Annotated in this window: 20 protein-coding genes and 1 pseudogene; 10 read left to right on the top strand and 11 right to left on the bottom strand. The window is 71.2% G+C overall.

The features are described from left to right. Nucleotides 1-10 precede the first annotated feature (10 nt). Genes ACFY7C_RS20745 through ACFY7C_RS20735 form a run of 3 tightly spaced genes read right to left on the bottom strand, consistent with a single transcriptional unit; the run spans nt 11 to nt 3,220 of the window. Nucleotides 11-850 carry a carbohydrate ABC transporter permease gene (locus ACFY7C_RS20745; protein WP_389652411.1) on the bottom strand — a complete coding sequence of 280 codons (840 nt, stop codon included), beginning with the start codon at nt 848-850 and terminating at the stop codon, nt 11-13. A gap of 46 nt (nt 851-896) precedes the next feature. Further along, a complete protein-coding gene (locus ACFY7C_RS20740; protein ID WP_389652408.1) occupies nt 897-1,892 on the bottom strand; it encodes a carbohydrate ABC transporter permease in 996 nt (331 codons plus the stop codon). A 14-nt stretch (nt 1,893-1,906) separates the two neighbouring features. Continuing rightward, nucleotides 1,907-3,220, bottom strand: coding sequence for an ABC transporter substrate-binding protein (locus ACFY7C_RS20735; RefSeq protein ID WP_389652405.1), 1,314 nt, complete (start codon nt 3,218-3,220; stop codon nt 1,907-1,909). Between the two features lie 240 nt (nt 3,221-3,460). Here ACFY7C_RS20735 and ACFY7C_RS20730 point away from each other — a divergent pair. Next, nucleotides 3,461-3,666: pseudogene (locus ACFY7C_RS20730) on the top strand (sugar kinase); the annotation flags it as partial. Between the two features lie 70 nt (nt 3,667-3,736). Here the strand turns inward: ACFY7C_RS20730 and ACFY7C_RS20725 are convergent. The 4 genes from ACFY7C_RS20725 to ACFY7C_RS20710 form a co-directional block, all read right to left on the bottom strand. Next, the gene (locus ACFY7C_RS20725) at nt 3,737-4,243 is read right to left on the bottom strand and encodes a hypothetical protein (protein WP_389652402.1); all 507 of its coding nucleotides are present in this window, start codon (nt 4,241-4,243) and stop codon (nt 3,737-3,739) included. Nucleotides 4,244-4,335: 92 nt separating this feature from the next. After that, entirely contained in the window at nt 4,336-4,869 is a 534-nt protein-coding gene (locus tag ACFY7C_RS20720; RefSeq protein WP_389652399.1) for a hypothetical protein, read from the bottom strand. A gap of 324 nt (nt 4,870-5,193) precedes the next feature. Further along, entirely contained in the window at nt 5,194-5,784 is a 591-nt protein-coding gene (locus ACFY7C_RS20715; RefSeq protein ID WP_389652396.1) for a DinB family protein, read from the bottom strand. 175 nt (nt 5,785-5,959) lie between these two features. Further along, nucleotides 5,960-8,197 carry an MMPL family transporter gene (locus ACFY7C_RS20710; RefSeq protein WP_389652392.1) on the bottom strand — a complete coding sequence of 746 codons (2,238 nt, stop codon included), beginning with the start codon at nt 8,195-8,197 and terminating at the stop codon, nt 5,960-5,962. Between the two features lie 379 nt (nt 8,198-8,576). Here ACFY7C_RS20710 and ACFY7C_RS20705 point away from each other — a divergent pair, with 379 nt between their 5' ends. From ACFY7C_RS20705 to ACFY7C_RS20670, 8 genes are all read left to right on the top strand, one after another. Further along, the gene (locus tag ACFY7C_RS20705) at nt 8,577-9,845 is read left to right on the top strand and encodes a sensor histidine kinase (protein WP_389652389.1); all 1,269 of its coding nucleotides are present in this window, start codon (nt 8,577-8,579) and stop codon (nt 9,843-9,845) included. Further along, complete coding sequence (locus tag ACFY7C_RS20700; protein WP_389652386.1) at nt 9,842-10,528, top strand: response regulator; 687 nt, start codon at nt 9,842-9,844, stop codon at nt 10,526-10,528. Before ACFY7C_RS20705 ends, ACFY7C_RS20700 begins: the two co-directional genes overlap by 4 nt. A gap of 351 nt (nt 10,529-10,879) precedes the next feature. After that, a complete protein-coding gene (locus ACFY7C_RS20695; protein ID WP_389652383.1) occupies nt 10,880-11,476 on the top strand; it encodes a snapalysin family zinc-dependent metalloprotease in 597 nt (198 codons plus the stop codon). A gap of 240 nt (nt 11,477-11,716) precedes the next feature. After that, nucleotides 11,717-12,136 carry a ribonuclease domain-containing protein gene (locus ACFY7C_RS20690; RefSeq protein ID WP_389652380.1) on the top strand — a complete coding sequence of 140 codons (420 nt, stop codon included), beginning with the start codon at nt 11,717-11,719 and terminating at the stop codon, nt 12,134-12,136. A 143-nt stretch (nt 12,137-12,279) separates the two neighbouring features. After that, nucleotides 12,280-13,143 (top strand): LLM class flavin-dependent oxidoreductase, encoded by an 864-nt coding sequence (locus ACFY7C_RS20685; protein WP_389652377.1) that lies wholly within the window; start codon nt 12,280-12,282, stop codon nt 13,141-13,143. Between the two features lie 242 nt (nt 13,144-13,385). Further along, a complete protein-coding gene (locus ACFY7C_RS20680) occupies nt 13,386-15,290 on the top strand; it encodes a CAP domain-containing protein (protein WP_389652375.1) in 1,905 nt (634 codons plus the stop codon). Nucleotides 15,291-15,327: 37 nt separating this feature from the next. Further along, a complete protein-coding gene (locus ACFY7C_RS20675) occupies nt 15,328-16,086 on the top strand; it encodes an SOS response-associated peptidase (RefSeq protein ID WP_389652372.1) in 759 nt (252 codons plus the stop codon). A gap of 108 nt (nt 16,087-16,194) precedes the next feature. After that, the gene (locus ACFY7C_RS20670; protein ID WP_389652370.1) at nt 16,195-17,217 is read left to right on the top strand and encodes a hypothetical protein; all 1,023 of its coding nucleotides are present in this window, start codon (nt 16,195-16,197) and stop codon (nt 17,215-17,217) included. A gap of 67 nt (nt 17,218-17,284) precedes the next feature. Here the strand turns inward: ACFY7C_RS20670 and ACFY7C_RS20665 are convergent, their stop codons facing one another. From ACFY7C_RS20665 to ACFY7C_RS20655, 3 genes are all read right to left on the bottom strand, one after another. Then, nucleotides 17,285-18,565, bottom strand: coding sequence for an extracellular solute-binding protein (locus ACFY7C_RS20665; protein ID WP_389652367.1), 1,281 nt, complete (start codon nt 18,563-18,565; stop codon nt 17,285-17,287). Between the two features lie 176 nt (nt 18,566-18,741). Next, entirely contained in the window at nt 18,742-19,248 is a 507-nt protein-coding gene (locus ACFY7C_RS20660) for a hypothetical protein (RefSeq protein ID WP_389652364.1), read from the bottom strand. A 152-nt stretch (nt 19,249-19,400) separates the two neighbouring features. Further along, entirely contained in the window at nt 19,401-21,017 is a 1,617-nt protein-coding gene (locus ACFY7C_RS20655) for a phospholipase D family protein (protein WP_389652361.1), read from the bottom strand. A 289-nt stretch (nt 21,018-21,306) separates the two neighbouring features. On the opposite strand from ACFY7C_RS20655, the gene ACFY7C_RS20650 reads away from it, so the two are divergent. After that, a complete protein-coding gene (locus tag ACFY7C_RS20650; protein WP_389652359.1) occupies nt 21,307-22,095 on the top strand; it encodes a restriction endonuclease in 789 nt (262 codons plus the stop codon). 96 nt (nt 22,096-22,191) lie between these two features. Here the strand turns inward: ACFY7C_RS20650 and ACFY7C_RS20645 are convergent, their stop codons facing one another. Further along, nucleotides 22,192-23,373, bottom strand: coding sequence for a spore photoproduct lyase family protein (locus tag ACFY7C_RS20645; protein ID WP_389652356.1), 1,182 nt, complete (start codon nt 23,371-23,373; stop codon nt 22,192-22,194). Between the last annotated feature and the right edge of the window lie 16 nt (nt 23,374-23,389).

Genomic DNA, 23,389 nt, shown 5'->3' with positions numbered 1-23,389 from the left:
CAGGAAGGAACTACTTGACGGCGCCGGCGGTGAGCCCGGCGACGAGATAGCGCTGCAGGAGCAGGAATCCGGCGACGACGGGCACGCTCACGACGAGGGAGGCGGCCATCACCTGGTTCCAGTACACGTCGTTCTGCGTGGAGTAGCCCTGGAGCCCCACGGCGAGGGTGCGGGTGGTGTCGTTGGTCATGACGGAGGCGAAGAGGACTTCGCCCCAGGCGGTCATGAACGCGTACACGGCGACGGCGACGATGCCGGGCACGGCAGCCGGGACGACGACCCGGAACAGAGCGCCGAGCGGGCCGCAGCCGTCGACCTTGGCGGCCTCGTCGAGCTCCCGGGGCACCGAGTCGAAGTACCCGATGAGCATCCAGATGGAGAAGGGCAGGGAGAAGGTGAGATACGTGATGATCAGCCCGATGCGGGAGCCGAAGAGGGCGATGCCCGTCGCGTTGCCGATGTTGACGTAGATGAGGAACAGCGGCAGTAGGAAGAGGATGCCGGGGAACATCTGCGTCGACAGCACGGTCACCGTGAAGACCCGCTTGCCGCGGAAGGAGTAGCGGCTCACCGCGTAGGCGGCGAAGACCGCGATCACCACCGAGCAGACCGTCGCGGCACCCGCCACGATCAGCGAGTTGACGAAGTAGTCCGCGAGCGGGACCGTCTCCCAGATGTCGAAGTACGGCCGGATCGTGAGCCCGGAGGGGATCCACTGGAACTTCCCCGACACGTCCTCGAGCGGCTTCAGCGAGCTGGAGACCATGACGTACACCGGCAGCAGGACGAAGGCGGTGAGCAGGGTCAGGAAGATCCGCCGGCTCCAGAGGAAGGAACGCGGCGCCGCCATGGGAGACCTCGCCGCGGGAGTTCTGGGGTGCGCACGCTGAGAGTGGTCAGACATCGCTCGTCTTCCTTCCCCGGGAGGTGACCGCGAGGTAGACAGCCGTCACGGCGAGCAGGAACAGCAGCAGCAGGACCGACATGGCCGAGCCGGTGCCGAAGTTCCAGGTCTGGAACGAGGACTGGTAGATGTGCAGGGAGATCAGGTCGGCGGATTCGGGCGCCGCCTTGCCGAACAGCACGAACGGCGTGTTGAAGTCGTTGAACGACCACAGGAAGAGCACGAGCACCAGCACCTGGTTGACCGGGCGCAGCGACGGCAGGGTGATGCGGCGGATCTGCTGCCACACTCCGGCGCCGTCGAGGGCCGCGGCCTCGTACATCTCGCGGGGGATGTTCTGCAGGCCGGCCATCATGATGAGGAAGGCGAAGGGCCAGCCCTTCCAGACCGAGACGACGAGCAGGGTGACGAAGCTGTTCTCGCCGATCAGCCAGAACGGCGGGCTGTCGGTGAGGCCGAGCTGGTCGTGGATGACGTGGTTCACCAGGCCGTTGTCCCGCTGGAACATGAACGCCCAGGTGATGACGGCGGCGTAGACGGGCAGCGCGTACGGAATGAGGAAGAGCGTGCGCAGGAAGCCCCGGCCCCTGAACGTCTCCTGCAGGAAGATCGCGGCGGTCGTCCCGAGCAGCCAGCACAGCCCGACGGAGAGCAGCGTGAACAGGCACGTGGTGACGAACGAACTCAGCAGCGCCTGGCCCACGGGCGCGTCGAAGTCGACGCTGACCGCGTAGTTGTCCAGTCCGGCCCAGGGCGCCGCGCTCCAGTCGCGCAGATAGAACTGGGTGAGCTCCTTGAAGCTGACGACGATGCCGATGAGCATCGGCGCCAGGTGGACCAGGAGCTCCAGGACGAGGGCGGGAAGCAGCAGGACGTACGGAAGGGAGATGCGGCGCAGCCGCCCGGAGCGGCGGGTACGCGGCGCCGCTCCGGGAGGGGTCCCGCCTGCCGTCCGCCTGCCCGCTTCGGGAGTGACGGTGGTGGTCATGGAGGTGTCCGTGCTCACTTCTTCGGCATCTGCTGCTGGGCCTTCTCGAGCTTGGCCCGGACCGACTCGGTGGTCACCGGCCGGCCGGCGGCCGCCTCGGCGAAGAGCTCCTTGACGGCGGTGCCCACGACGGTCTCGAACTGCGACTCCTCGGGGACCTGCGGCAGGGCGGCGGCACTGGAGGCGAGGGTCTCGCGCAGGACGGCGAGGGCCGGGGAGCCGAAGGCCGGGTCCTGCTGGGCGGACTTGACCGGGGGGATGGAGCCGTAGGCCTTGTTGAGGATCTTCTGCTCCTCGTCGCCGGTCATGAACTTCACGAACTTCATCGCGCCGTCGATGTTCTTGGTGTTCTTGAACACGCCCATGTTGATGCCGGCGACCATGGAGTTGGTGTTCTTGCCCTGGCCGGGGGCGCCGGACTGCACGGGGGCGGGGGCCACGCCCCACTCGTCCTCCTTCATGCCGTGCGCGGCGAAGGTGGCCGAGGCGGTCTGCCACAGCACCATGGCGGTCTTGTCCTTGGCGAAGTCGCTCAGGGACTGGTTCTGCGCGTACTCGGCGTTGCCCTTGGCGACGATTCCGTGCTCCGCCATCAGGTCGACGTACTGCTTGACGGCGGCGACGGCTCCGTCGGAGGTGAAGTCGGCCTTGCCGTCGGGTGTGAAGAAGTCGGCGCCGTGCTGCTTGCCGAGCACGAAGACCTGGTGGATGTTGTTCGAGAGGTTGGAGCCCTCGACGCCGATGGCGGACGTGCCGTCCTTGGTCAGCTTCTTCCCGGTGGCGACCAGCTCGTCCCACGTGGCGGGCGGCTTCGCTATGCCGGCTTCGGCGAACAGCTTCTTGTTGTAGTAGAGGGCGTACGCCATGGAGTAGAGCGGCACGGCCGCCGGGTCCTGGCCCTGGGCACCGGTGGAACCGAGCGCCGACTCCACGAAGCGGTCCTTGCCGCCGATCTTCTGGAAGTTCGCCTCGTCCCAGGGCAACAGCGCACCGCTGGCCTGCAGTGAGGCGCTCCAGGTGTTGCCGATGTTGAGCACGTCGGGGCCCTGGCCGGAGGTGGTGGCGGTGAGGATCCGGTTGAGCAGGTCGCTCCAGGGGACGACCTCCAGCTTGACCTTGATGCCCGTCTGCTTCTCGAACTTGTCGAGCTCGGGCTGGAGGACCTTCTTGTCGACCTCGATGCTGGCGCCCTGGTTGGACGCCCAGTAAGTGAGCGTCCTGGGCTGCTCGTTGGAGCCGCCGTCGTCGGACCCGCCGCCGCACGCGGCGGCCGAGAGGACGAGAGAGAGGGTGACGGCGCCGACGGCTGCGGCTCTGACTCTGCGCATGGCTCCGGGGGCCTTTCGGGAAGGGAAGGGAGGGGAGGGGAGGGGAGGGGAACGGCGGAGGGGACGGGAAGGGGCAGGGAGGAACGGAAGCCGACCGCAGGGGTTGAGGGCGGCGTTCCGCAGCCGCCCCGAGCAACCCCACGGCTTAATTTAGGATGTGAGTTAAACCCCAAGTGAAGGGCCCGTCAAGAGCGTTCACCGAGGTACGTTGCGACCGGAGAGCTCAAGGACTGGGGCGCGATCCGAGCGCGCGGCGGCCGGACGGTACGTGACCTGCGGCGCGAGGGCCGCAGGGCCGTACGGCAACGGTTTTATTTCGAGGGGCCCTTGAGCCGCTTCTCGCTGGGCCCGTCACGGGACTGAGCTCGGGATCCCTCAGCGACGTGGTGGCGGAGCTGATCGCCGAAGCTCAGGTGGAGGAGGCGTCAGCGTCGGCGTCCGCGGGGTGCGGGTGCGGGTGCGGGTGCGGTGGCATCGAAGCGGCGGTGCTCGATCGGGTCGCCGCGGACGGCCTGCTCATGATTCTCCGGCCGCCTCGGCCGACCGCGTGCACAGGTGCGCGCTCGGGCACGCCTCGCAGCCCTTGTCGTCGACGAAACCCGAGGCCCAGGCGGCATCCCACAGGCTCCGCGCTTCGTCGGTGGTCAGATCCCGGAAGCGCTCGGCGAAGTCTCCGAAGGTGGGCTCCTGCAGAAGGGCACGGCAACCGCGGAGGTAGGTCACCGCTCCGACGACGTCGAGGGGAAGCCCGTTCAGCATGGCGTCCGGCAGGCACGTGCCGGCCGCGGCAGCATTGCCCTCGCCGACGAACGCCCACGGCTCCGCGCCCACCGCGGGCGGCCGGTGTGTGGACAGCCTGACGTCCTCCGAGTCCTCGTCCGCCACGAGAGGGACCGGTCCCACGCCCTGCGCCGGGATGAACCACTCCTCGTGCGCGGCGCCCTGCGGTGTCGGCTCCCTCAGGCCGGACTCCTTCCGGTCCTTCCCCGGCCGGCGCTGCTTCCTGGGCTTGTGTCGCCCCATCGGTCTCCCTCATCTCCTCGTCGCCGCAAGGGGCGGCAGCCGCCTTGCACAACGAGGCCGAGGGGGCCGGGTTTCCCACCCTCCGAGGCGCGTCACCGGGCGCTGTCCACGAGACCTGCCAGCGCATGGGCAGAATCGGAGGTGAGGCGGTAGAAGCCCTGGAGGCTGATCGAGCGCTCCAGCCGGCCGTCCACGACGTACTTGAGGTGGCGGGTTCTGCCTTTGGCGTTGCGCCAGGTCAGTGTCGGCAGAAGGTCACCGGGTATCGGGGTGTCGAACCGTACGGGTGTCGCGTCCACGTGGACCGCGGTGGCGCCGCAGCCGCCGGCGCCGAGCATCGACCAGTCGTCGTGGCCGGGGAACGACGGGTCACGCCACGTCGCGGGGGCCGTCCCGCAACAGTCGCCGCGCTCCAGGTCGACCACCCGCATCCGACTCACCACGAACACCTCGCACCGATTCACGTGCAGCGCGTACACCTCGTCCCCGGCGCGGGCGCCCGTCCAGGCGGGCAAGGACTGATGGACGCCGGAGTACGCGACCGGCGGCCGCTCCCCCACACGGCCCGCCTTGCGCAGAGCGCGGCATACGTCATGGGTCCACAGGACGGTGAAAGCATCAGACATGGCGTGATCGTAAGAACGAGCACTGACACTCCCCCGGCTGCCAGAGGGTGGCCGGGGTATGACCACCGACGGATCCTGCGCCGACTCCCCCGGACGTTTCACCAACGCCCTGGACGTCGGACCAGGTAGCGGTGACCTGGCCAGGCTCCCGGCTTCCGAGAGCACCTGGCGCCGGCGGAACCCTGGTCGTCGTCGGGGTCTTCCCCTCGCAGTCCTGCTTCTGGCACTACACGCTGGTCTGGCACCAGCCCTGAAAGGGTGTCTCACGTGGCAGGTTTCGCGTGCCGCACGACCATCGCGTCGCGTGCGCGTCACGGGGGGGGACTACCTCGAGGCCTCGATCGGTGCGGCCGACCTGGCGGCCTGCTCGATCTTCGCGCAGTGGGCCGCACGGGCTTCCTCATCGATCGGCTTCTCGAGTTCGGGCCGCAGCCCGGCCCGGCCGTCGAGGCCCTCGCGCAGGATATCGGCGTGCCCGGCATGCCGTACGGACTCGCCGAGGACATGGACCATGATGGCGAACAGGTTGGTGTCGGCATGAGGCTCCGGCCACCACGGCACGTGGCCGGGGGCGTCGAGGGGAAGCTCGTCGATCGTCGCGTCCGCGTGTTCCCACGTGCGCCGGTAGAACCCGATGATCTGGTCGCGGGTCTCGTCCCCGGCCGCCCACAGATCGCTGCCGTCGGAGTCCTGCCACCGGGGCAGCGGTTCCGGGGACGGGCGGCCGAAGACCTCTCCGAAGTACCTGGCCTCGACGGTGGCCACGTGTTTGACCAGACCGAGGAGGTTGGTCCCGGTCGCGGTCAAGGGTCGACGTGCGTCGTATTCGGACAAGCCGTCGAGTTTCCACAGCAGCGCCTTGCGGTCCCGCCGCAGTCGCCCGTGCAGGTTGGCCTTCGCGAATTCATCGATCATGCGGCATGAGCCTGCCATGGGCTGCGAGCGGTCTCAAGATCCCGTACGTGGTCCCCCACGCCAGGCGTGGCCGCGGCCTCCTGATGGCCGCCGCCCTCAGCCCCGGCCCCGTCGGAGTACCGTCCCGGGCCCGGACCGGGCCTGGAGCCGGGCCTGGACCCGGGCCCGGGCCTGTTCAGGCAGAGCGGCCGACCGCCCCGCCGACCCGGTGCAGAGAGTGCTCCGGGGCGCCCGTGGCGGCGCGGGGGCCGGTGTCGTTCGTCGGGTCCTGTCCCGGGCGCATCGGCCACCACATCCCCCGGCCCAGCAGCGCGGCGGCCGACGGAACCAGGAGGAGGGACAGGAGGAAGGCGGACAGGAGGATGCCCAGTGCCGTGGCGAAGCCGATCTGGCGGGTCGAGGGGTCGGCGTTCACCGCGAGGCTGCCGAAGGAGGCCGCCAGGACCACGCCGGCGGTGGCGATGGCCGGTGCGGTGTGGCGTACCGCGCGGGTGACTGCGGCGCGGGCCGAGCCGGTGCGGGCCATCTCCTCGCGCAGGCGGTCGCTGATGAGGATGTTGTAGTCGGTACCCAGCGCCACCACGAACAGGAACAGCACGAGCGGCAGGACGAAGTTGACTCCCGGTTCGCCGCCCAGGTGCTGGAAGAGGAGTGTGGAGGCGCCGAGGGTCGCCGCGAAGCACAGCCCGACCGCCAGCATCAGCACCACCGGCGCCAGCAGGCTGCGCAGCAGGACCAGCAGGATGAGCGCGATCAGTGCCGCGGCCACCGGGAACACCGTCCGCAGGTCCCGGTCGACGGCTGTCGCGACGTCGGCGAACACGGCTGCCGTGCCGCCCACATGGGCCGTCAGTCCGGCGGGGGCCGCTGCTCGTGCGGCGTGGCGCACGGGACCGGTCACGAGGTCGCGAGCCTGCTGGGTCTGCGAGGCCGCCGTCAGGTACACGTCCAGGCGGGCGGCGGTGCGGTCGGCGTTGAAGACGGGCGCGGCCACCTTGCCGACGCCGTCCGCGTCGGCCAGCGCGCGAGGGAGATCGCCCAGCGCGGCTGCGTGCAGGGGACGGCCGTCGTCGCTGGTGACGTACACCGTCGTCGGGTCGGACACCCCGGGCGGCAGCGCGCCGGCGATCTCCCGTGCCGTCGCCGCGGCCGCCGTCTCGCGCGGGGTGCCGCCGGTGGCGAAGTCCATGCGGATGCCCGTCGCGCCGATCGACAGCGCGCCGAGGCAGGCGACCGACGCCACGAGGACTACCAGCGGGCGGCGTGCCACCAGCCGTGCCGTACGGTCGGCGAGGCCGGGGCGGCGGGCCTTCGTCAGGCTCCGCGACGGCCAGAACATCCGTCGCCCGGTGACCGCGAGCAGCGCCGGCATCAGGGTCAGGCTCGCCAGCAGCATCACCAGCACGGACACGGCCACCGAGGGGCCGAGGACGCGGAACTGACCGAACGTCGCCAGGCCCAGTGTGGCGAAGGCCGCGACGATCGTCAGCGCCGCGGAGGTCACCGCCGTGCCCACGCGTCCGGCGACGTCGGCGGCGACCGGACGGTGGTCGGCCTCGGGCCGGCGCCGCAGCTCCTCGCGGAAGCGGAACAGCAGGAAGAGGAAGTAGTCGACGCCGATGCCGACCAGTACGGTGCCGATCATGCCGGGGGTGCCGGGGTCCAGACGGAAGCCGGTCAGCAGGGCTGCCCCCACGACCGTGCCGGCGGCGGCGCCGCCCACCACGGACACCGCGACCAGCGGAAGGAACGCGGCCAGGACGCTACGGAACACCAGGACGTTGATCAGGACGATCAGTCCGACCATCACCAGGCCGACCACCGTCTGAGTGCTCTCCTCCGCGTCGGCGCGGTCCACCGTGTCCGCCAGTCCGCCGGTGAACCCGGTGCGCATCCCGGCCTCGGCGAACTCCTGCTGGGCACGGTCGTGGAAGACGCGGTACACGGAGTGCATTCCGGGGTCCGTGGCGTTGCCCCGCAACCGTGCGACGAGCAGCGTGAACGAGCCGTCGGGTGCGGTCATGGCGGGCTCCACCCGGGGCACCTGGGAGTAGTCCGTGGACACCCCCGGTATCTGTTCCTCCGTCCACGGCATCGTCAGACGGGTGCCGCTCAGCTCGCGCGCCACCTCGGCCACGCGCCTTCTGTCCGCGTCCTCCAGCGGCTTGCCGTCGCGCCGGGCCACCAGCACCGTCACCGCGTCGGTGTCGGGCTCGGCGCCGAACTTCTCGCGGGCGACCCGGAGCGCCGCGGCCGCGTCGTATTCGGCGGGCAGGAATCGGGCGCTGTCGGTCTGCGTCACGCGGAAGACGAGCGCCTGGCCCGCGATGGCGACGAAGACGCCGAGCACCGCCCATACGACGATGACCCGCCAGGGTCTGCGGGTCGAGAATCCGGTCAGGGCGCGAATCACGGGAAGGCCTCCAAAGGCGCGTACGAGGGTCGAGGGGACCGCGGCGGTACGAGGGCCGGGCGGCGATCCGTACCGGGCCGCGGTGCTCGCGGACGGCGGTCCGTACCGGGCGGCTCCCGGCACCTGTCCAGCACATCAGCGCGGCCCGGCCCGCACCTCGGAGCGGGGAAGGAGATGGCGCCTGGGAGTACGGCCCCCACCCACCTCGGCTCTAGGAGCCTGCTCCTGGTCCGTGACGGGTCCTGGTGCCGAGGCGGTGTCTCGTCGAGCGCTGACACAATGGGGTGCACAGCGCAATGGGGTGCACAGCAGACAAGTCGCAGGTCATCGGCGTCACGGCGGCTTGGGGGGACAGGTGGATGCGTACAAGGGGAGCGGCGTGGGACGGCGTGAGGACGAGGGCGCGGGCGGGGCGCGCCCGGACCGGGCAGGGGACGCGGTGGGAAGGGTGAGGGGCGGCTCGGACACCGGGCGCGGTGCCAGGAGCCGGAACGGCAGGGCCGCGGTGTGGAGTCAGCACGACGGGCTCGTCGCCGCCGGTGCCGCGGCCGTCGATCTCGTCGGCTTCACCGTCACGAGTCAGATGGACCAGGGGCGGGTCTCGGCCGCCGGCTGCCTGATCGTGGTGACCGCCTCGCTGCTCCTGGCAGCGCGCCGCCGGGCACCACTGAGTGTCCTCGCGGGCGTCCTGGCCGTGAACGTCTCGCTCTCCTGGTTCAGCGCTGTGGGCCAGCACTACGGCGCCGCCACCATCGTCGCGCTGTTCACCGTCGTACGGCACCACCGTGCGGCCGTCGGCGCGGCAGCCGTCGTCGGCTGCGTCGCGGTCCTCCAGTTCGTCCACCCCGGCGCGTCCGCGCCGGCCCTGCTCGAGCTCGCGGCCAACGTCACGTCCGCGCTGTTCGTGGCCGGTGCCGCGGTCGCCGTAGGCCGCTGGCAGCGCAACGCCGAGACGCACCGGCGGCTTCTCGCCGACCGGGCCGTCGCCGACGAACGGCGCCGCATCGCCCGCGAGCTGCACGACATCGTCGCCCACCACCTCACGACGATGCAGCTGCTCGCCGGCGGCGCCCGCGCCAACCTCGACCGGTCACCGGCCGCGGCCCGCGAGGCGCTCGTCGAGCTGGAGGGCTCGGGCCGCACCGCCCTGCACGAGATGCGGCATCTGCTCGACGTGTTGCGCGCCGGCGACGAGAGCGAGGAGGGCGAGGCGACCGCGCCGCAGCCCGGCATCGGTGACCTCGACCGCGTCGTCGAGGACAGTCGCCGCGCCGGCCTGCCCACCACCCTCACCACCGACGGCGACCCGCGGGTGCTGCCGCCCAGCGTCGCGCTCGCTGTCTTCCGTATCGTCCAGGAGGCCCTCACCAACGCCCGCAAGCACGCGGGCCGCGGCGCGAAGGTCGACGTACGGCTCGGCTACGCCGCCGACGAGGTGCGGGTGGACGTCACCGACGACGGCCCGCGTCGTGACCGTCCGGCGGCCGTCGGCTCCGGTCACGGCCTCATGGGAATGCGCGAACGGGTCGGCCTCCACGGCGGGACCCTGCACGCCGGACCGGAGGGGACGGGCTTCACCGTGCGCGCCCGCCTCCCCCTGCACCAGCGTCCTCCTCTGTCCTTCGACCCTCTGGAGGCGTGGGGATGACCGCGACCGTGAAGGTGCTCATCGCCGACGACCAGCCTCTCGTCCGCCGCGGGCTCGCCCTGATGCTCGGCCCCGAACCCGATTTCGACGTCGTGGCAGAGGCCTCCGACGGCGCCGAGGCGGTGCGCCTGGCCCATGAACGGCGGCCTGACGTGGTCATCATGGACATCCGCATGCCGGTCCTCGACGGGATCGCCGCCACGGAACGTCTCACCGCCGAACTGCCGGGCTGCCGTGTGCTGGCCCTGAGCACCTTCGACATGGACGAGCACGTCGTGGCCGCCCTGCGTGCCGGCGCCTGTGGCTTCCTTCCCAAGGACATCTCGCCCGAGGACCTCGTCGCCGCCCTGCGCGTGGTCCGCGACGGCGAGGCCATCCTCGCCCCCAGGCTCCTGACCCGCCTCATCTCGACCCACGTGACCGGCCCCGACCGTGGCACGACCCGGGCGGCCCGCACGGCGTCCGCCGACGCCGAGGGGCTCACCCCGCGCGAGCGGGACGTGTGGCAGCTGATCGCCGGCGGCCTGGACAACACGGAGATAGCCGATCGGCTCGGCGTGAGCGCCTCCACCGTGAAGAACCACATCACCGGCCTCTTCGCCAAGCTGGGCGTCCGCGACCGGGCCCAGGCGGTCATCGCCGCGTACGAGACGGGCCTGGTGACGGCACGGCACGGGAAGTGAGCGGCCGGGGCGGGGCGTGAGGCACCGGGGGCGGGGCTCGGCGGCGGGCCGGGCGGCCTGAGCCATGGGGCGGGCCGCAGTCTGATGGCCGCCCGGTACCAGCCCCTGCGCCGCCATGGGGCGGGCCGGTCGCGCGTCGCCGCGTGCGGCGTGACGGAAGCCGCAGTCGGCGGCTCGACGCACCCGCCGTGGGCGGCAGGGGCAGCGGCCACCCGGCGCACGCTTCGCGCCATATCCGCTCGACGCCTCCTCAGGTGGCCCAGCGTCGACGACAATCGCCATGCTCACGCCAATCCTGCTCCACACGCTCGGTTCCGCACGGATCCGGGCCCCCCATGTGAAAGGACAGCGATGGTGCACTACGTACGGCTGGGTATAGCCGGCACCGCGGCGGCGGTGCTCCTGACCGTGGTACCGGCGGCGAACGCCGTGTCCGCGTCCGCGTCCCCGTCCGCGGCCACCACGGCGAAGTCCGCGTCCGCGGTGGTCACACTCCGCTACGACGCCAGCCGGGCCGGCGGCTGGGAGGCGGCGATCGAGGCCGGAGTCGCCTCGTGGAACGGGAACGTCGACAACGTCAAACTGGTCAAGGCCGCGCCCGGCACCCGGGCCGAGATCCAGATCGTGGCCACCACCGGCTGGCCACAGGCCACGCTCGGCCCCGTCCGCCCGGGTGGCCGGGTCCGCGTGGAGCTCGGAAGCCAGGCGGTCGCCCAGGGCTACGACAAGACCCGCATCGCCGCCCACGAGCTCGGTCACAGCCTGGGCCTGCCGGACACCAAGCCCGGCCCCTGCTCCCAGTTGATGTCGGGCTCCAGCGCCGGCACCAGCTGCAGGAACCCGGTGCCGGACGCGGCCGAACAGGCGCGGGTCGAGACCGCGTACGCGGGTGGCGCCGCCTCGGTGCGCACCCCGGCCGACGGTCGCGTGCTGGTGGACGCGCCCTGACCTCAGGCGCGGCAACCGCGAAGTGAAGGTGCCTGGCCGCGACTGCCGCGGTCAGGCATCCCACCGTGCCCGCCCGCCCGCGCGGCCCGGGAGAGGAGCCCGTACGTCGGCGGAGGCCGGGCCGGCAGACGGCATGGACGTTCACCGTCTCCGCCCATAAGTGTCCGGAGCGGCAACATCCTGGGAACATAACCGAGTTGGCGTTGACGTGCCCACATCTACACGCGTCATCCTCGTGGCATGCGAATCCCCCCACGCTTCACCGTGCTCGGTGCCGCCGCGCTCCTGTCCACCCTGCTCGCCGGACCGGCCGCCGCCGCACCCACCGCCTCCGCCGACCGCGCCACCCTCACCGCCCCCAGCGCCATCGCGGCGGTCGGCAGCATCTGTTACTCCCGCCTGCCCTCCCAGGCGCACGACACCCTCGACCTCATCGAGGCGGGCGGCCCCTACCCCTTCCGCCAGGACGGCTCCGTCTTCCAGAACCGCGAAGGCATCCTGCCGAGCCGGACCACCGGCTACTACCACGAGTACACGGTCATCACCCCCGGATCGGAGACGCGCGGCGCCCGCCGCATCGTCACCGGCAACGCCGACCGGGAGGATTACTACACCGCCGACCACTACGCCTCCTTCGACCTCGTCGACCACACCTGCTGACTCGGCCTCATACGTCCCGCGTACGCCAGTGATGAGGTGATACGGCGGCGCGGCAAGGGAGCAGTCCTCGCCGCGCCGCCCGGTGCGTGCGCCCCCGTAGGAATCCGGTTGCCGCACCGGGCCCGGCCGCGCATCCTGCTGGGATGCGCTTCTCCGTCAACATCCCGAACTTCGGTGACTTCGCGGACCCCCGTAACGTCGCGACCGTCGCGACCGCCGCCGAACAGGCTGGCTGGGACGGGCTGTTCGTGTGGGACCACGTACTGCACCGGAAGCACCAGGGGCGGCCCTTCGCAGACCCCTGGATTCTGCTGACCGCGGCCGCGCTGGCGACCTCACGGATCCGACTGGGCACCCTGCTGACACCGGTCCCCCGCTACCGTCCGCAGCAACTGGCCCGTCAAGTGGCCACTCTGGACCACCTCAGCAACGGCCGGGTGACGTTCGCCGCGGGCCTGGGCGGTCCGATCGACGACGAATACCGCAGCTTCGGCGACGCCGCCGAGCCCCGCGTCCTCGCCGAGCGGTTGGACGAGGGACTGGAGCTGTTGCGGCGTTTCTGGTCGGGCGAGCCGGTGAACCACCACGGTCGGCACTACGAAGTCCGGGAGGTGGCGTTGCTGCCGGCCACCGTGCAACGGCCCGGTCCCCCCGTGTGGATCGGCGGGTTCTGGCCGCGTCGTGCGCCCATGCGGCGGGCAGCGCGATGGGACGGCGCGGTGCCGCTCTTCGAGACGGCCCGGCACGGCCATGTGCCCGATGTGACGGAGGTACGGAACCTGGTCGACTACGTCCGCACGCACCGCGCGGCCGAGGCGGAACGTCCCTTCGAGTTCGTGCTCGGCGGTGCCACGCCCGCGGACTCGGCCAGGGCCAAGGACATCATCGGTCCGCTGCACGACGCCGGCGCCACCTGGTGGGACGAACGGCAGGTCCAGACCGGCCCCGACCTGGACCGTCTCGCTCCGGTGCTGCGCCGCATCGAGGCGGGGCCGCCGGTGATCTGATCAACCGTTCGAGGGTGGTGCGCCGGACGCGCTCGCCCCGGAGCGCGGCCATGACTTGTTGATCGCTGGACGAGCAGGTTTACGCCGAATGGGCGAGGATGGCTGTGTGCGCGCGACGCGCCGAATCCGTACGGCGGCGCCCCGGAATCCCCGAATTCCGACCTCCAACGAAATTCTTGTCGGGGTGTGCGATGAAGCCGAAGTCTTTCGCAACGGTGGCCGCGGTCATATGCGGCCTTGTCGTGACGCCGACGGGCACGGCGTCGGCCGCCGAAGCCGATGCGCGCCCCGCTTCAGCGGCGCCGGCGCAACCGCCCGCCGCCGGGGACGGGGCAGGGTCCGGAACCGGGTCCGGGGCCGGGGCTGCCGGGGCCTTCGCCGAAAGGTCCCCCACGTGCCCCACGGCCAATCCGCCGCCCGGCACGGGCTCGCAGATCGGCTCGGCCGACGCCGCGGAGATCGTCCGTGCGCACAACGAAGCACGGCGCGAGGCCATCAAGAAGTACAACCCCGGTCTTCCCCTGCTCTCCGTCGCATGGGATCCCAAGATCGCCTGCGACGCACAGGCATGGGCCGACGACCCGGCATCCAGCGCGGGTGGCACGCTCCACCACAGCAGCAGAGCCACCAATGGCGACCAGGGCGAGAACCTCTTCCACGCCTGGCCCGGGCCGGCGCGTCCCACGATGGCGCTGGACCCGTCGCTGGACTACAGCTGGACAGCGGAGAAGCCCGAGTTCGACGCCGACAACAACGCCCCGATCAACGACAACAACTACCGCGTGTGGGGCCACTACTCCCAGATGGTGTGGATGTCTCCCGCATCGCCGACCACGGCGATCGGTTGCGGTGTGAAGGAAGGCGTTCCCGTTTCGGGTCGTACGGGTTGGATCCTGGTGTGCCGGTACAGCGCCGCCGGCAACATCACCGGCCAGCGGGCCATTCCTACCGGCAGCGTCCCCGCTCCGGTCGAACCGACGAACCAACAGCCCCTCCGTGACACGACCGCTGTCGCGCAGCGGGAGGGTCATCTGGACGTGTTCTGGATCGGACCCGACGGATCGGTGAGGTCCCACTGGTGGGACGGCGCCTCCCCCGACGGAACCTGGGCCAAGCACAGCTCCTTCAGCATCACACCGCCCAACAGCGCCGCACCCAACTCCGGCATCGCCACCGTCGCACAGCGGGACGGTCACCTCGACGTCTTCTGGATCGGACCCGACGGATCAGTCAGATCCCACTGGTGGGACAGCAACGCCCCCGACGGACCCTGGGCCAAGCACAACTCCTTCAGCATCACACCGCCCAACAGCGCCGCACCCAACTCCGGCATCACCGCCGTGGCACAACGAGACGGCCACCTCGACGTCTTCTGGATCGGACCCGACGGATCAGTCAGATCCCACTGGTGGGACAGCAACGCCCCCGACGGACCCTGGGCCAAGCACAACTCCTTCAGCATCACACCGCCCAACAGCGCCGCACCCAACTCCGGCATCGCCACCGTGGCACAACGAGACGGCCACCTCGACGTCTTCTGGATCGGACCCGACGGATCAGTCAGATCCCACTGGTGGGACAGCAACGCCCCCGACGGACCCTGGGCCAAGCACAACTCCTTCGACATCGCACCACCCAACAGCGCGGTGGCGGGTTCGACGGTAGCCGCCGTGGCGCAGCGGGACGGTCATCTGGACGTGTTCTGGATCGGGCCTGATGGATCGGTGAGGTCCCACTGGTGGGACAGCCGCTCCCCGGACGGACCGTGGGCCAAGCACAGCTCCTTCAGCATCACACCGCCCAACAGCGCCGCACCCAACTCCGGCATCGCGACGGTCGCGCAGCGGGACGGCCACCTCGACGTCTTCTGGATCGGACCCGACGGATCGGTCAGGTCCCACTGGTGGGACGGCGCCTCCCCCGACGGACCGTGGGCCAAGCACAGCTCCTTCAGCATCACACCGCCCAACAGCGCCGCACCCAACTCCGGCATCGCCACCGTCGCACAGCGGGACGGTCACCTCGACGTCTTCTGGATCGGACCCGACGGATCGGTCAGGTCCCACTGGTGGGACAGCAACGCCCCCGACGGACCCTGGGCCAAGCACAACTCCTTCGACATCGCACCGCCCAACAGCGCGAGGTGAGCCCTTCGGCCCGCGGGAGTCGTGGCACAGTGGCGGTATGTGCGGCCGCTATGCCTCCACCCGTGGGCCTGAGGACCTGACCCGGCTCTTCGGTGTCACCGACTGGAACCCCGACGAGACGCTGGCTCCGAGCTGGAACGTCGCGCCGACGGACGAGGTCTACGCGGTCCTCGAGCGCGCCGCTCGGGGCCGCGCCGCACGGGGCGAGGGGAACGAGGGGCACCAGGTGCGGCGCGAGCTGCGGGCGCTCAGATGGGGTCTGGTGCCGGCCTGGGCCAAGGACCCGAAGGTCGGCTCCCGGATGATCAACGCGCGGGTCGAGACCGTGCACGAGAAGCCGGCCTATCGGCGCGCTTTCGCCAAGCGGCGCTGCCTGCTTCCGGCCGACGGCTTCTACGAGTGGGAGCAGGTGAAGGACGAGACGACGCGCAAGACCCGTAAGCAGCCGTACTTCATCCACCCCGCCGACGGACAGGTGATGGCCATGGCGGGCCTGTACGAGTACTGGCGCAACCCTGACGTCGTGAGCGACGACGACCCCGATGCCTGGCTGCTGACCTGCACGATCATCACCACCGAGGCCACCGACGCGGCCGGTCGCGTACACCCGCGCATGCCGCTCACCGTCGGCTCCGCCCACTACGACGCCTGGCTCGATCCCCACCACCACGACACCGAGGACCTCCGTGCCCGGCTCACCCAGCCCGGGGACGGCAATCTCGACGCCCGGCCGGTCTCCCCGGCCGTGAACGACGTCCGCAACAACGGCCCCCATCTCCTCGACGCAGCCACCTGACCGCACGGCACCGCCCGTCCCCCGCTTCCGTCAGCGGCGGCCTGGGCGGATACAGTCCCCTGGTTCTCGATGATCAAGATCAACCAACAGCACAGGGGTACGTCCCGCATGCGTCTCAGAAGCCGACTCGGCGCCCGCCTCGGCGGCACGCTCGCCGCGTCCGTTCTCGCTCTCGCCGGTCTGATGGGTACGGCCACGCCTGCCCAGGCGGTCCTGGCGGAGCCGTTCGACTACCAGGTGACCTCCACGGCCGGCCCGTACCGGGACATCCCCGGGACGGACGTGACCTTCACGGCGGCGGCCGGTGAGCGGTCCTACCTGTGGTCGCGCAACGTCGTGCTGTCGAACGTCACTCCTCTCACGGCGGGCGACTGGCTCGGCACCACCCTCTCCATCCGCTGTGCCTACGCCGGCGGTACCCCTGAGACCGCCCCGCTCCCCGCCGGCGTGGAGGCGGGCGCGTACTGGGCGGCGAACTCCCTGCCGGGCGAGACCTCGCAGTCGCCCGTCGTGCGGTGGGTTTTCGTCGCACCCGAGGAGGGCACGTACACCTGCCGTCTGTCGGTCACCAGCTACTCCAGCATCGTCGCCACCGGCCGCCAGGTGACCATGCGCGTCGGCGCCGGCGCGGAGCTCGCCCGTGCCACGTATCCGTACGCGGCTCGCTGGACGCTCCTGCAGGAGAGCGAGCGCGTGGTGGGATCCGGCAGCACCGCGACGACCCTCGGGTACACGGTCACGCCGACCGGCGCCGACCGGATCGCCGTCGTCCAGGACGCCAACCTGACCACCTGCAAGCACAACTCGCCCTATGACAGCTGCTCGGGCGGGTCGAGCGCGTACGACGGCACCCACGTCCAGACGTGGATAGAGGCCCAGCCGCAGAACCCTGACGGGACGCGGTGCGGCACCCCCCGGACGAGCACGGCCTCGACCTGGCGCATCTCCAACGCCAAGCACCACCAGGCGGCCGTCAACACGCTCTACCTCACCACCGCCGACCTCGGCGGCTGCTCCCAGATCCGGGTGTCCCTCAAGGTCAGGCACACGTGGGGCAACCCGGTGCTGATCCACGCGGGCCACGTCCCCGGCCCCCTGGCCCGCACGCACGGGCTCGCCTTCACCTACTGAGGCTGACGACTCCGGGACAGGCGCCGGGGCCGTCCGGGACCGGACGGCCCCGGCGCCGAGTGCTCCGCTAGTTCTGAGCCGCGACGTCCCTGGCCTGCTGGGCGATGTCCTCGAGCACGGCCTTCGGGTCGGCGGTCGGGGCGACGGCCTTGCCGATGTTCCGCTTGATGGTGTTGCTGACCTGCAGCCAGGACGGGTCGTTGACCGGGTAGAGCTGAGCGGTACGCAGGGCCGACAGGAACTGCTCGACGCTGGGGTCCGCCGCCGCGTCCTGGGAGGCCTGGGTAGCGGTCACCGTCGACGGCAGAAGGTGGTAGCGGTCGGCGAACTCCGTGAGGTTCTTGTCCTCGTAGACGAATTCCAGGAAGGAGCCGACGAGTTCGCGGTTGTCGTCGCGCTTGAAGGCCATCATCCAGTCGGCGACACCCGCCGCCAGCGGGGTCTCGCCGTCGTTCACCCGGTCCGAGACCGGCATGCTCAGGGTGCCGACCTTCATGCCCTTCGCCCTGGCCTTGTGGAGAAGCGAGGGATAGCCGTTGACCATGCCGACCTGGCCGCGCAGGAAGGCGTCGAAGGCGTCCTGCCGGTTGAGCTGGGCGGGCGGGACGGGTCCGGTCAGGGCTGGTTCGACCAGGTTGTCCTTGATCCAGCGGAACGTCTCCGTGTTCCGCTCGGACGCGATGTCGTAGAGGCCGCTGTCGTCGGTGTATCCGCCACCGTTGCTCAGCTGCCAGATCAGGGCTTCGGCGTGCGCCTCCTCCGGACCGAGCGGCAGGGCGTACGGGAAGCGCACCCCCTCCTCCTTCAAGGCTTCGGCCGCTTCCTTGAGGTCCGTCCAGGTCTTCGGCGGCTCCGCTCCGGCCTTGCCGAACAGATCCTTGTTGTAGAAGAGGAGCCGGCTGCTGGCGACGAAGGGCAGGCCGTAGAGGGTGTTGTCGATCGAACCCGCCTCCGCGAGTGGTGGCAGGAAATTGGCCTCCGCCCCGATCGACAGCAGCTCGTTCGCGGGGTAGAGGCGGCCCTGTGCGGCGAAGTCGGAGTACGCGCCCATCAGGGCGACGTCCGGAGGGTTGTTCTCGCCGACCATGCGGGCCACCTCGCGGTCGACGTCGGCCCACGGATAGAGCGTCACCTCCACCTTCGTCCCGGGGTGGGCGGCGGTGAAGGCGGCGGTCAGCTTGTCCCAGTACGCCTTGGAGCTGGTCTCCGGGCTGTCCCCGTACTCCGCGGCCACCAGCCGCAGCGTCGGCCCGCCGCCGGCCGGGGACGAACCGCAGGCGGTGACGAGGGAGCCCAGGAGAGCGAGTGCGGCCACGGAGGCGGCGGCGCCGAAGAGTCTTGGTCGCACGGATTGTTCCTCTTGATCATTGCTGGCAGTGCGTCCGAAATTGTCTCCCGGCCCACGTGGAATCGCGGACTCCGGACAGAGATTGTGGCCCTTGCTCCAACCGCTCCGTTTCCCAATGGTGTTTTCCGCTATACCCGGCCTCAATTGGACGCGCGTAGAAGCGTCCCGCGGGGTGTTCAGCGGCCGTAGGCGTCACGGCAGAGGGCGGGGATGCCGTGCGGAAGGCGGATGCGGTGGGCCTCGCGGCACAGTTCGCGCATGTCGGCGGGGCGGGGGGTGGCGGCTTTCTGTGAGGGCTTCCTGGGCGGCTTCTTGGAGGGCGTCTTGGGGGGTGACTTGCGGGGCGTCTTGGGGGTCGACTTCAGAATCTTCTTGGAGGTCTTCTTATGGGCCTTCTGAGGACCCTTGGTTTTCGCAGGAGGGACCGGGCGGGGAGCCGGCTGTTCCGGGGTGGAGGCGGAGCTGGGCGCGGTGTCCTCGAGGGACTGCCGGGGCGGGGCCTGGGTGGGTGAGGGCCATGCGCCGTCGAGCGGAGCGGGCGGCCGGTCGTCGGCGGGAGCGAGGCTCGCGGGCGGTCGGGCGGGTCCGGTCGGCGGGGCGCCGGGGACGGCGACGCAGCCGGTGACGGCGAGGAGGACTCCGAGGACTCCGATGAGGAGTGGTGCGGTACGGCAGGGGCGCATGGCCTCCACCATGGCGGAGTGCCGACCGGGCGGGGGTGAGGCCTGCGGGCGGTCCACCATGACGAGTGACACCGGACGACAGGCGGCGTGGCCGGGACGGGACGGCGGCGGGTGTTCGGAGCGTCAGTCGCGGAGCGTCGGCGTCCGGAGCGTCAGTACGCGTTGTGGCGCCGGTATCTGGCGGGGCGACCGTCCGGATCCACGAGGAGGCGGTACAGCGGCATGGCCAGGCCGCGGGTGAGGCGGGACATGTCCGGCGGCTCGTAGGCGCGCAGTCGGCCGGGCGGCCTGGGACCGCGGCGACCGCCCTCGTACCAGGCGTCCAGCGCGGCGGCCGTGGCGGAGAAGACGTCGAAGGCCTTCACCGGGTCGCACAAGTCGTCCGGCGCGTACGGCGAGCCCGCTTCCTGTGTGTCCAGGTGCTCGCGGAAGAGCTCCAGCCGCAGGTCACGCGCGAAGCGGCGGGCGCGGTCCCCGAGTCCGGCGGGGTCGTGCGGCGGTCGTTCGTCGACCCTGTCGTCCAGGACCACGCAGCTGAGTTCGGAATCGTGGGTCCAGGAGCGGAGGTTGATGTTGTCGGAGCCGACCGCCGCCCATACGTCGTCGATCACGCACACCTTGGCGTGCACGTACACGGGCTTCCCCTCGGGGTTCTCCAGCCCGTACACGGCCACCCGGGGGCCACCGGCCCGGCGCAGCTCGTCGAGGGCCGCGACGCGTCCGACCAGGTTCATCGGCAGGGTAAGCCGTCCGTCCTGCTCGGGCAGGGTGGGGATGACGGCGATCAGCCGCAGACCGGGGTGTTCCCGGAGCGCCTGGGCGAAGAATCCGACGACGTTGGGCGACCACAGGTACTGGTCCTCCAGGTAGATCAGCGACCGCGCGCGGCGCAGGGCCTTGAGGTAGCCGCGTGCGATGCTGCGTTCGCCGTCGGGGGCGAAGGGGTAGCCGCGCAGCAGCCGGTTGGGGTAGGTGCGCAGCACCTGCACGGTGTGGCTGCCGCGGGGCGCGGGGTCGGGCAGCTGGGCCGGCAGCGGGTCGGCCTCGGTGTCCTCGTGGTGAGCGAGTTCGCGGAGGCGGACCATGGGGCTGCGGCTGAGCGGCGAGGGGTCCTCCCAGCGTTCGCGGAAGCCCGCCTCGAGGTCGCCGACCGCCGGGCCGCGGACGGCGAGCTGGATGTCGTGCCAGGGTGGCCGGCGCCCGTACGCGGACGCGAAGGGCACCGCCTGGGGGTCGCCGTGGTGGTCGGCGTCGTCGTTGCGGCTGTGGCACAGGTCGATGCCGCCGATGTACGCGACGTCGAGCTCGGGACGGCCGGGGTGGCGCAGCACCACGAGCTTCTGGTGGTGCGAGCCGCCGGGACGCACCCGCATGTCGAGCAGGCACTCGGCGCCCGCTTCCTCCAGCTCCTCCCCCAGGTGTCGGTTCTCGGTCTCGCTGAACTGCAGCTTGTCCAGGTGGGAGCGCCACACGAGCCCTTTCACGATCACTCCGCGCTGCGCCGCCTCGCACAGGACGCGGCCGATCTCGGAGTCCTCGCCGTCGAGGCGTTCGTCGGGGTCGCCTCGCCAGTCGGTGAAGAGCAGGAGGTCGCCGGAGCGCTGTGCCCGTACGGCTCCCAGCAGTTCGGCGAAGTACGCCGCGCCGTGCACGAGCGGCCGTACGTCGTTGCCCCGGGTCCAGGCCGCGCCGTCGGGGTGGCGCCGGTCCAGCCGGGTGGAGCCGTTGCCGCGTTCGGTGACGGTGAGCATCCAGTCGCTGTGGTTCACGATGGCGTCCTCCCATCGGGCGGCTACCCATTCGGCCAGGGCCGACGCCTTCCGACGCCGTTCACTCCCCGCGCCGACGCGGTCGCATGGGGTGACGATCCGGGCGCCGCGGGCCTCGCGGGTGATGCGAAGGGCACGAGCCACGTTTCGACCACGGGTTCGGGGCCAGGCTGGACGGTGCGTGTGGAATCGGTCGGTCGAGGAAACCGCCGTCCCGGGGCGGGACGGCGGTTCGATCGAGCCGTGGACGGCGAGGGGACGGCGAGGGGACGAAGAGGGAGGGGACCGGATGACAGCGGTGGGCGGCGAGGGCAGCGGGACGGGCAAAGGGAGCCGGGTCAGGGTCGGGCGGGACGTGGTGCTCGTGGTCGGGCTCGTCGGGGCGGTCGTCGGCGGATCGGTGCTGCTCCTCAAGACCGCTCAGGCGGCCGGAGCGGGGGCGCCGGTCACGCCCCTCGCGCTGCTCGCCGTCCTGGGGCTGGGAGTGGTGATGGCCCGCTGGAGCATCGCGCCGACCCGTGGCCGGCTCCGCCCGCGAGCCGACGCGGTGCGAGGGAGGCGGGGGCTGAGGCGGAGGCCGGCGCCGCCACCCGCCGAACCGCTCTCCGTCGACGCCGAAGCGCTGGACCACGCCTCCGTCGACCCGGAGGGATTCGAGCACAGCGTCGCGGCGCTTTGCGCCCGGGACGGCTGCACCGTGGTGGAGGTGGTGGGCGGCGCGGGGGACCTCGGCGCCGATGTGGTGGCGACCACCGCCGACGGTCGTAAGGTCGTGCTCCAGTGCAAGCAGTACACGGGCGACCACCGCGTCGGCTCCCCTGATCTGCAGCGCTTCGGCGGCACCTGCTTCACCGTTCACGAGGCCGACGTGGCCGTTCTCGTGACCACCGGCACGTTCACCGAGCCGGCCCTCGATTACGCCGCCGCCTGCGGCATCCTCTGCGTCGACGGCCCCGCCCTGGCCGCCTGGACCGAGTCGGCCGCTCCCGCTCCCTGGGATTCCGCGGCGGTGCCGGGCCCGTCGGCGCCCGAGTCCGGCGCGCCCGAAGCCCCCGACCCTGCCGGAGCCGGAGGATGACGACCGCACCGCCGAGATCGCCGCGCCCTGCGCCTCTGCCCCCGCGCTTTTTCCTCCCCTCCACTGCGCTTGTTCCCACCCCTTCTCCCCCTGACGTCAGAAGGCGTACCGCACACGCAGCCAGGGCGCACGGGCCTCGATCATGCGGGACAGGGTCTCGACGGCCTCCCGCTTGACCGTGTTGCGGTAGCGGACGTTCAAGGCTCCGTTCTCGGACCGCTTGGGCCGTTGAAGGTCCGGCCGCCACAGGACGTCCTCGGCGCGAGGGTGCCACCCCAGGTTGACCTCGTGCAGGGTCTCGTTGTGGGTGAGCATGATGATCTCCGCCGCGGCCTGGTCCTTCACCCTTCGCGGGAGTACGTCGTCCATCGAGCGCAGCAGGTCGTCCCATCCCTCCCGCCAGCCCGGGCGGATCACCACCGGGGAGAGGTTGAAGTGCACCTCGTAGCCCGCGTCCAGGAAGTCGGCGGCCGCCTCGATCCGGGCGGGGACGGGGCTGGTGCGGATGTCCAGGAGGCGGGAGTCCTCCGGCGGCATGAGGGAGAAGCGGATCCGGGTGCGGCCCTGTGGATCGAGCCGCAGCAGGTCGGGGTTGACCAACTTCGTCGCGAAGGAGGCCTTGGCCGTGGGCCATCGGCGGAAGGCACGGACGAGGTCGGCGGTGTTGTCGCTGATCAGGTCGTCCACCGAGCAGTCGCCGTTCTCGCCGATGTCGTACACCCAGGCCCGCTCGTCGCACTGGTTGGGTTCCCTCTTGGGTCCGGTGGCGGCGATGTGGCGGCCGAGGGCCGCGAGGACGCGGTCGACGTTGGTGAAGACGGTGATCGGGTTGGCGAACCCCTTGCGGCGCGGGACGTAGCAGTACGCGCAGGCCATGGCGCATCCGTTGGAGAGGCCGGGGGCGATCCAGTCGGCGGACCGCCCGTTGGGCCGGACGGCGAGCGAGGAGCGTTCGCCGAGGACGAGGGTCTCCCTCTTGATCCTGACCCAGCGTTCGACGTTCCCCGCGTTGCCGTGCAGGTGCGGGATGCGCCAGTGGGAGTCCGTCTCGACGAGCCGGGCGTCGGGGAAGCGCGCGATGATCTGGCGGCCCCGCCAGGACGCGGCGGCGGCCGGTTCCGCGTGGATCTCCGTCACTCGCAGCAGGCCGCGCGCCTCGGGTCCGTCGCGGAACGGCCGGTCCTGCTCCGCCTCGGCGGGCGTGGCGGCGGCCACGAGGTCCGCCAAGCCGAACAGGGCCTCGGATTCGTCGGCCGGCTCCTGGGGACGCCGTCGCATGTCCACTCCGCTTTCG

It is taken from the genome of Streptomyces sp. NPDC012769 (assembly GCF_042901205.1).
Taxonomy (GTDB): Bacteria; Actinomycetota; Actinomycetes; order Streptomycetales; family Streptomycetaceae; genus Streptomyces.
This window is presented reverse-complemented; position numbering and strand designations above follow the sequence as displayed.

Coding starts and splice junctions, on each gene's coding strand:
- ACFY7C_RS20745 (WP_389652411.1), bottom strand. CDS start 850: ATGGCGGCGCCGCGTTCCTTCCTCTGGAGCCGGCGGATCTTCCTGACC.
- ACFY7C_RS20740 (WP_389652408.1), bottom strand. CDS start 1,892: ATGACCACCACCGTCACTCCCGAAGCGGGCAGGCGGACGGCAGGCGGG.
- ACFY7C_RS20735 (WP_389652405.1), bottom strand. CDS start 3,220: ATGCGCAGAGTCAGAGCCGCAGCCGTCGGCGCCGTCACCCTCTCTCTC.
- ACFY7C_RS20725 (WP_389652402.1), bottom strand. CDS start 4,243: ATGGGGCGACACAAGCCCAGGAAGCAGCGCCGGCCGGGGAAGGACCGG.
- ACFY7C_RS20720 (WP_389652399.1), bottom strand. CDS start 4,869: ATGTCTGATGCTTTCACCGTCCTGTGGACCCATGACGTATGCCGCGCT.
- ACFY7C_RS20715 (WP_389652396.1), bottom strand. CDS start 5,784: ATGATCGATGAATTCGCGAAGGCCAACCTGCACGGGCGACTGCGGCGG.
- ACFY7C_RS20700 (WP_389652386.1), top strand. CDS start 9,842: ATGACCGCGACCGTGAAGGTGCTCATCGCCGACGACCAGCCTCTCGTC.
- ACFY7C_RS20695 (WP_389652383.1), top strand. CDS start 10,880: ATGGTGCACTACGTACGGCTGGGTATAGCCGGCACCGCGGCGGCGGTG.
- ACFY7C_RS20690 (WP_389652380.1), top strand. CDS start 11,717: ATGCGAATCCCCCCACGCTTCACCGTGCTCGGTGCCGCCGCGCTCCTG.
- ACFY7C_RS20685 (WP_389652377.1), top strand. CDS start 12,280: ATGCGCTTCTCCGTCAACATCCCGAACTTCGGTGACTTCGCGGACCCC.
- ACFY7C_RS20675 (WP_389652372.1), top strand. CDS start 15,328: ATGTGCGGCCGCTATGCCTCCACCCGTGGGCCTGAGGACCTGACCCGG.
- ACFY7C_RS20670 (WP_389652370.1), top strand. CDS start 16,195: ATGCGTCTCAGAAGCCGACTCGGCGCCCGCCTCGGCGGCACGCTCGCC.
- ACFY7C_RS20660 (WP_389652364.1), bottom strand. CDS start 19,248: ATGCGCCCCTGCCGTACCGCACCACTCCTCATCGGAGTCCTCGGAGTC.
- ACFY7C_RS20650 (WP_389652359.1), top strand. CDS start 21,307: ATGACAGCGGTGGGCGGCGAGGGCAGCGGGACGGGCAAAGGGAGCCGG.
- ACFY7C_RS20645 (WP_389652356.1), bottom strand. CDS start 23,373: ATGCGACGGCGTCCCCAGGAGCCGGCCGACGAATCCGAGGCCCTGTTC.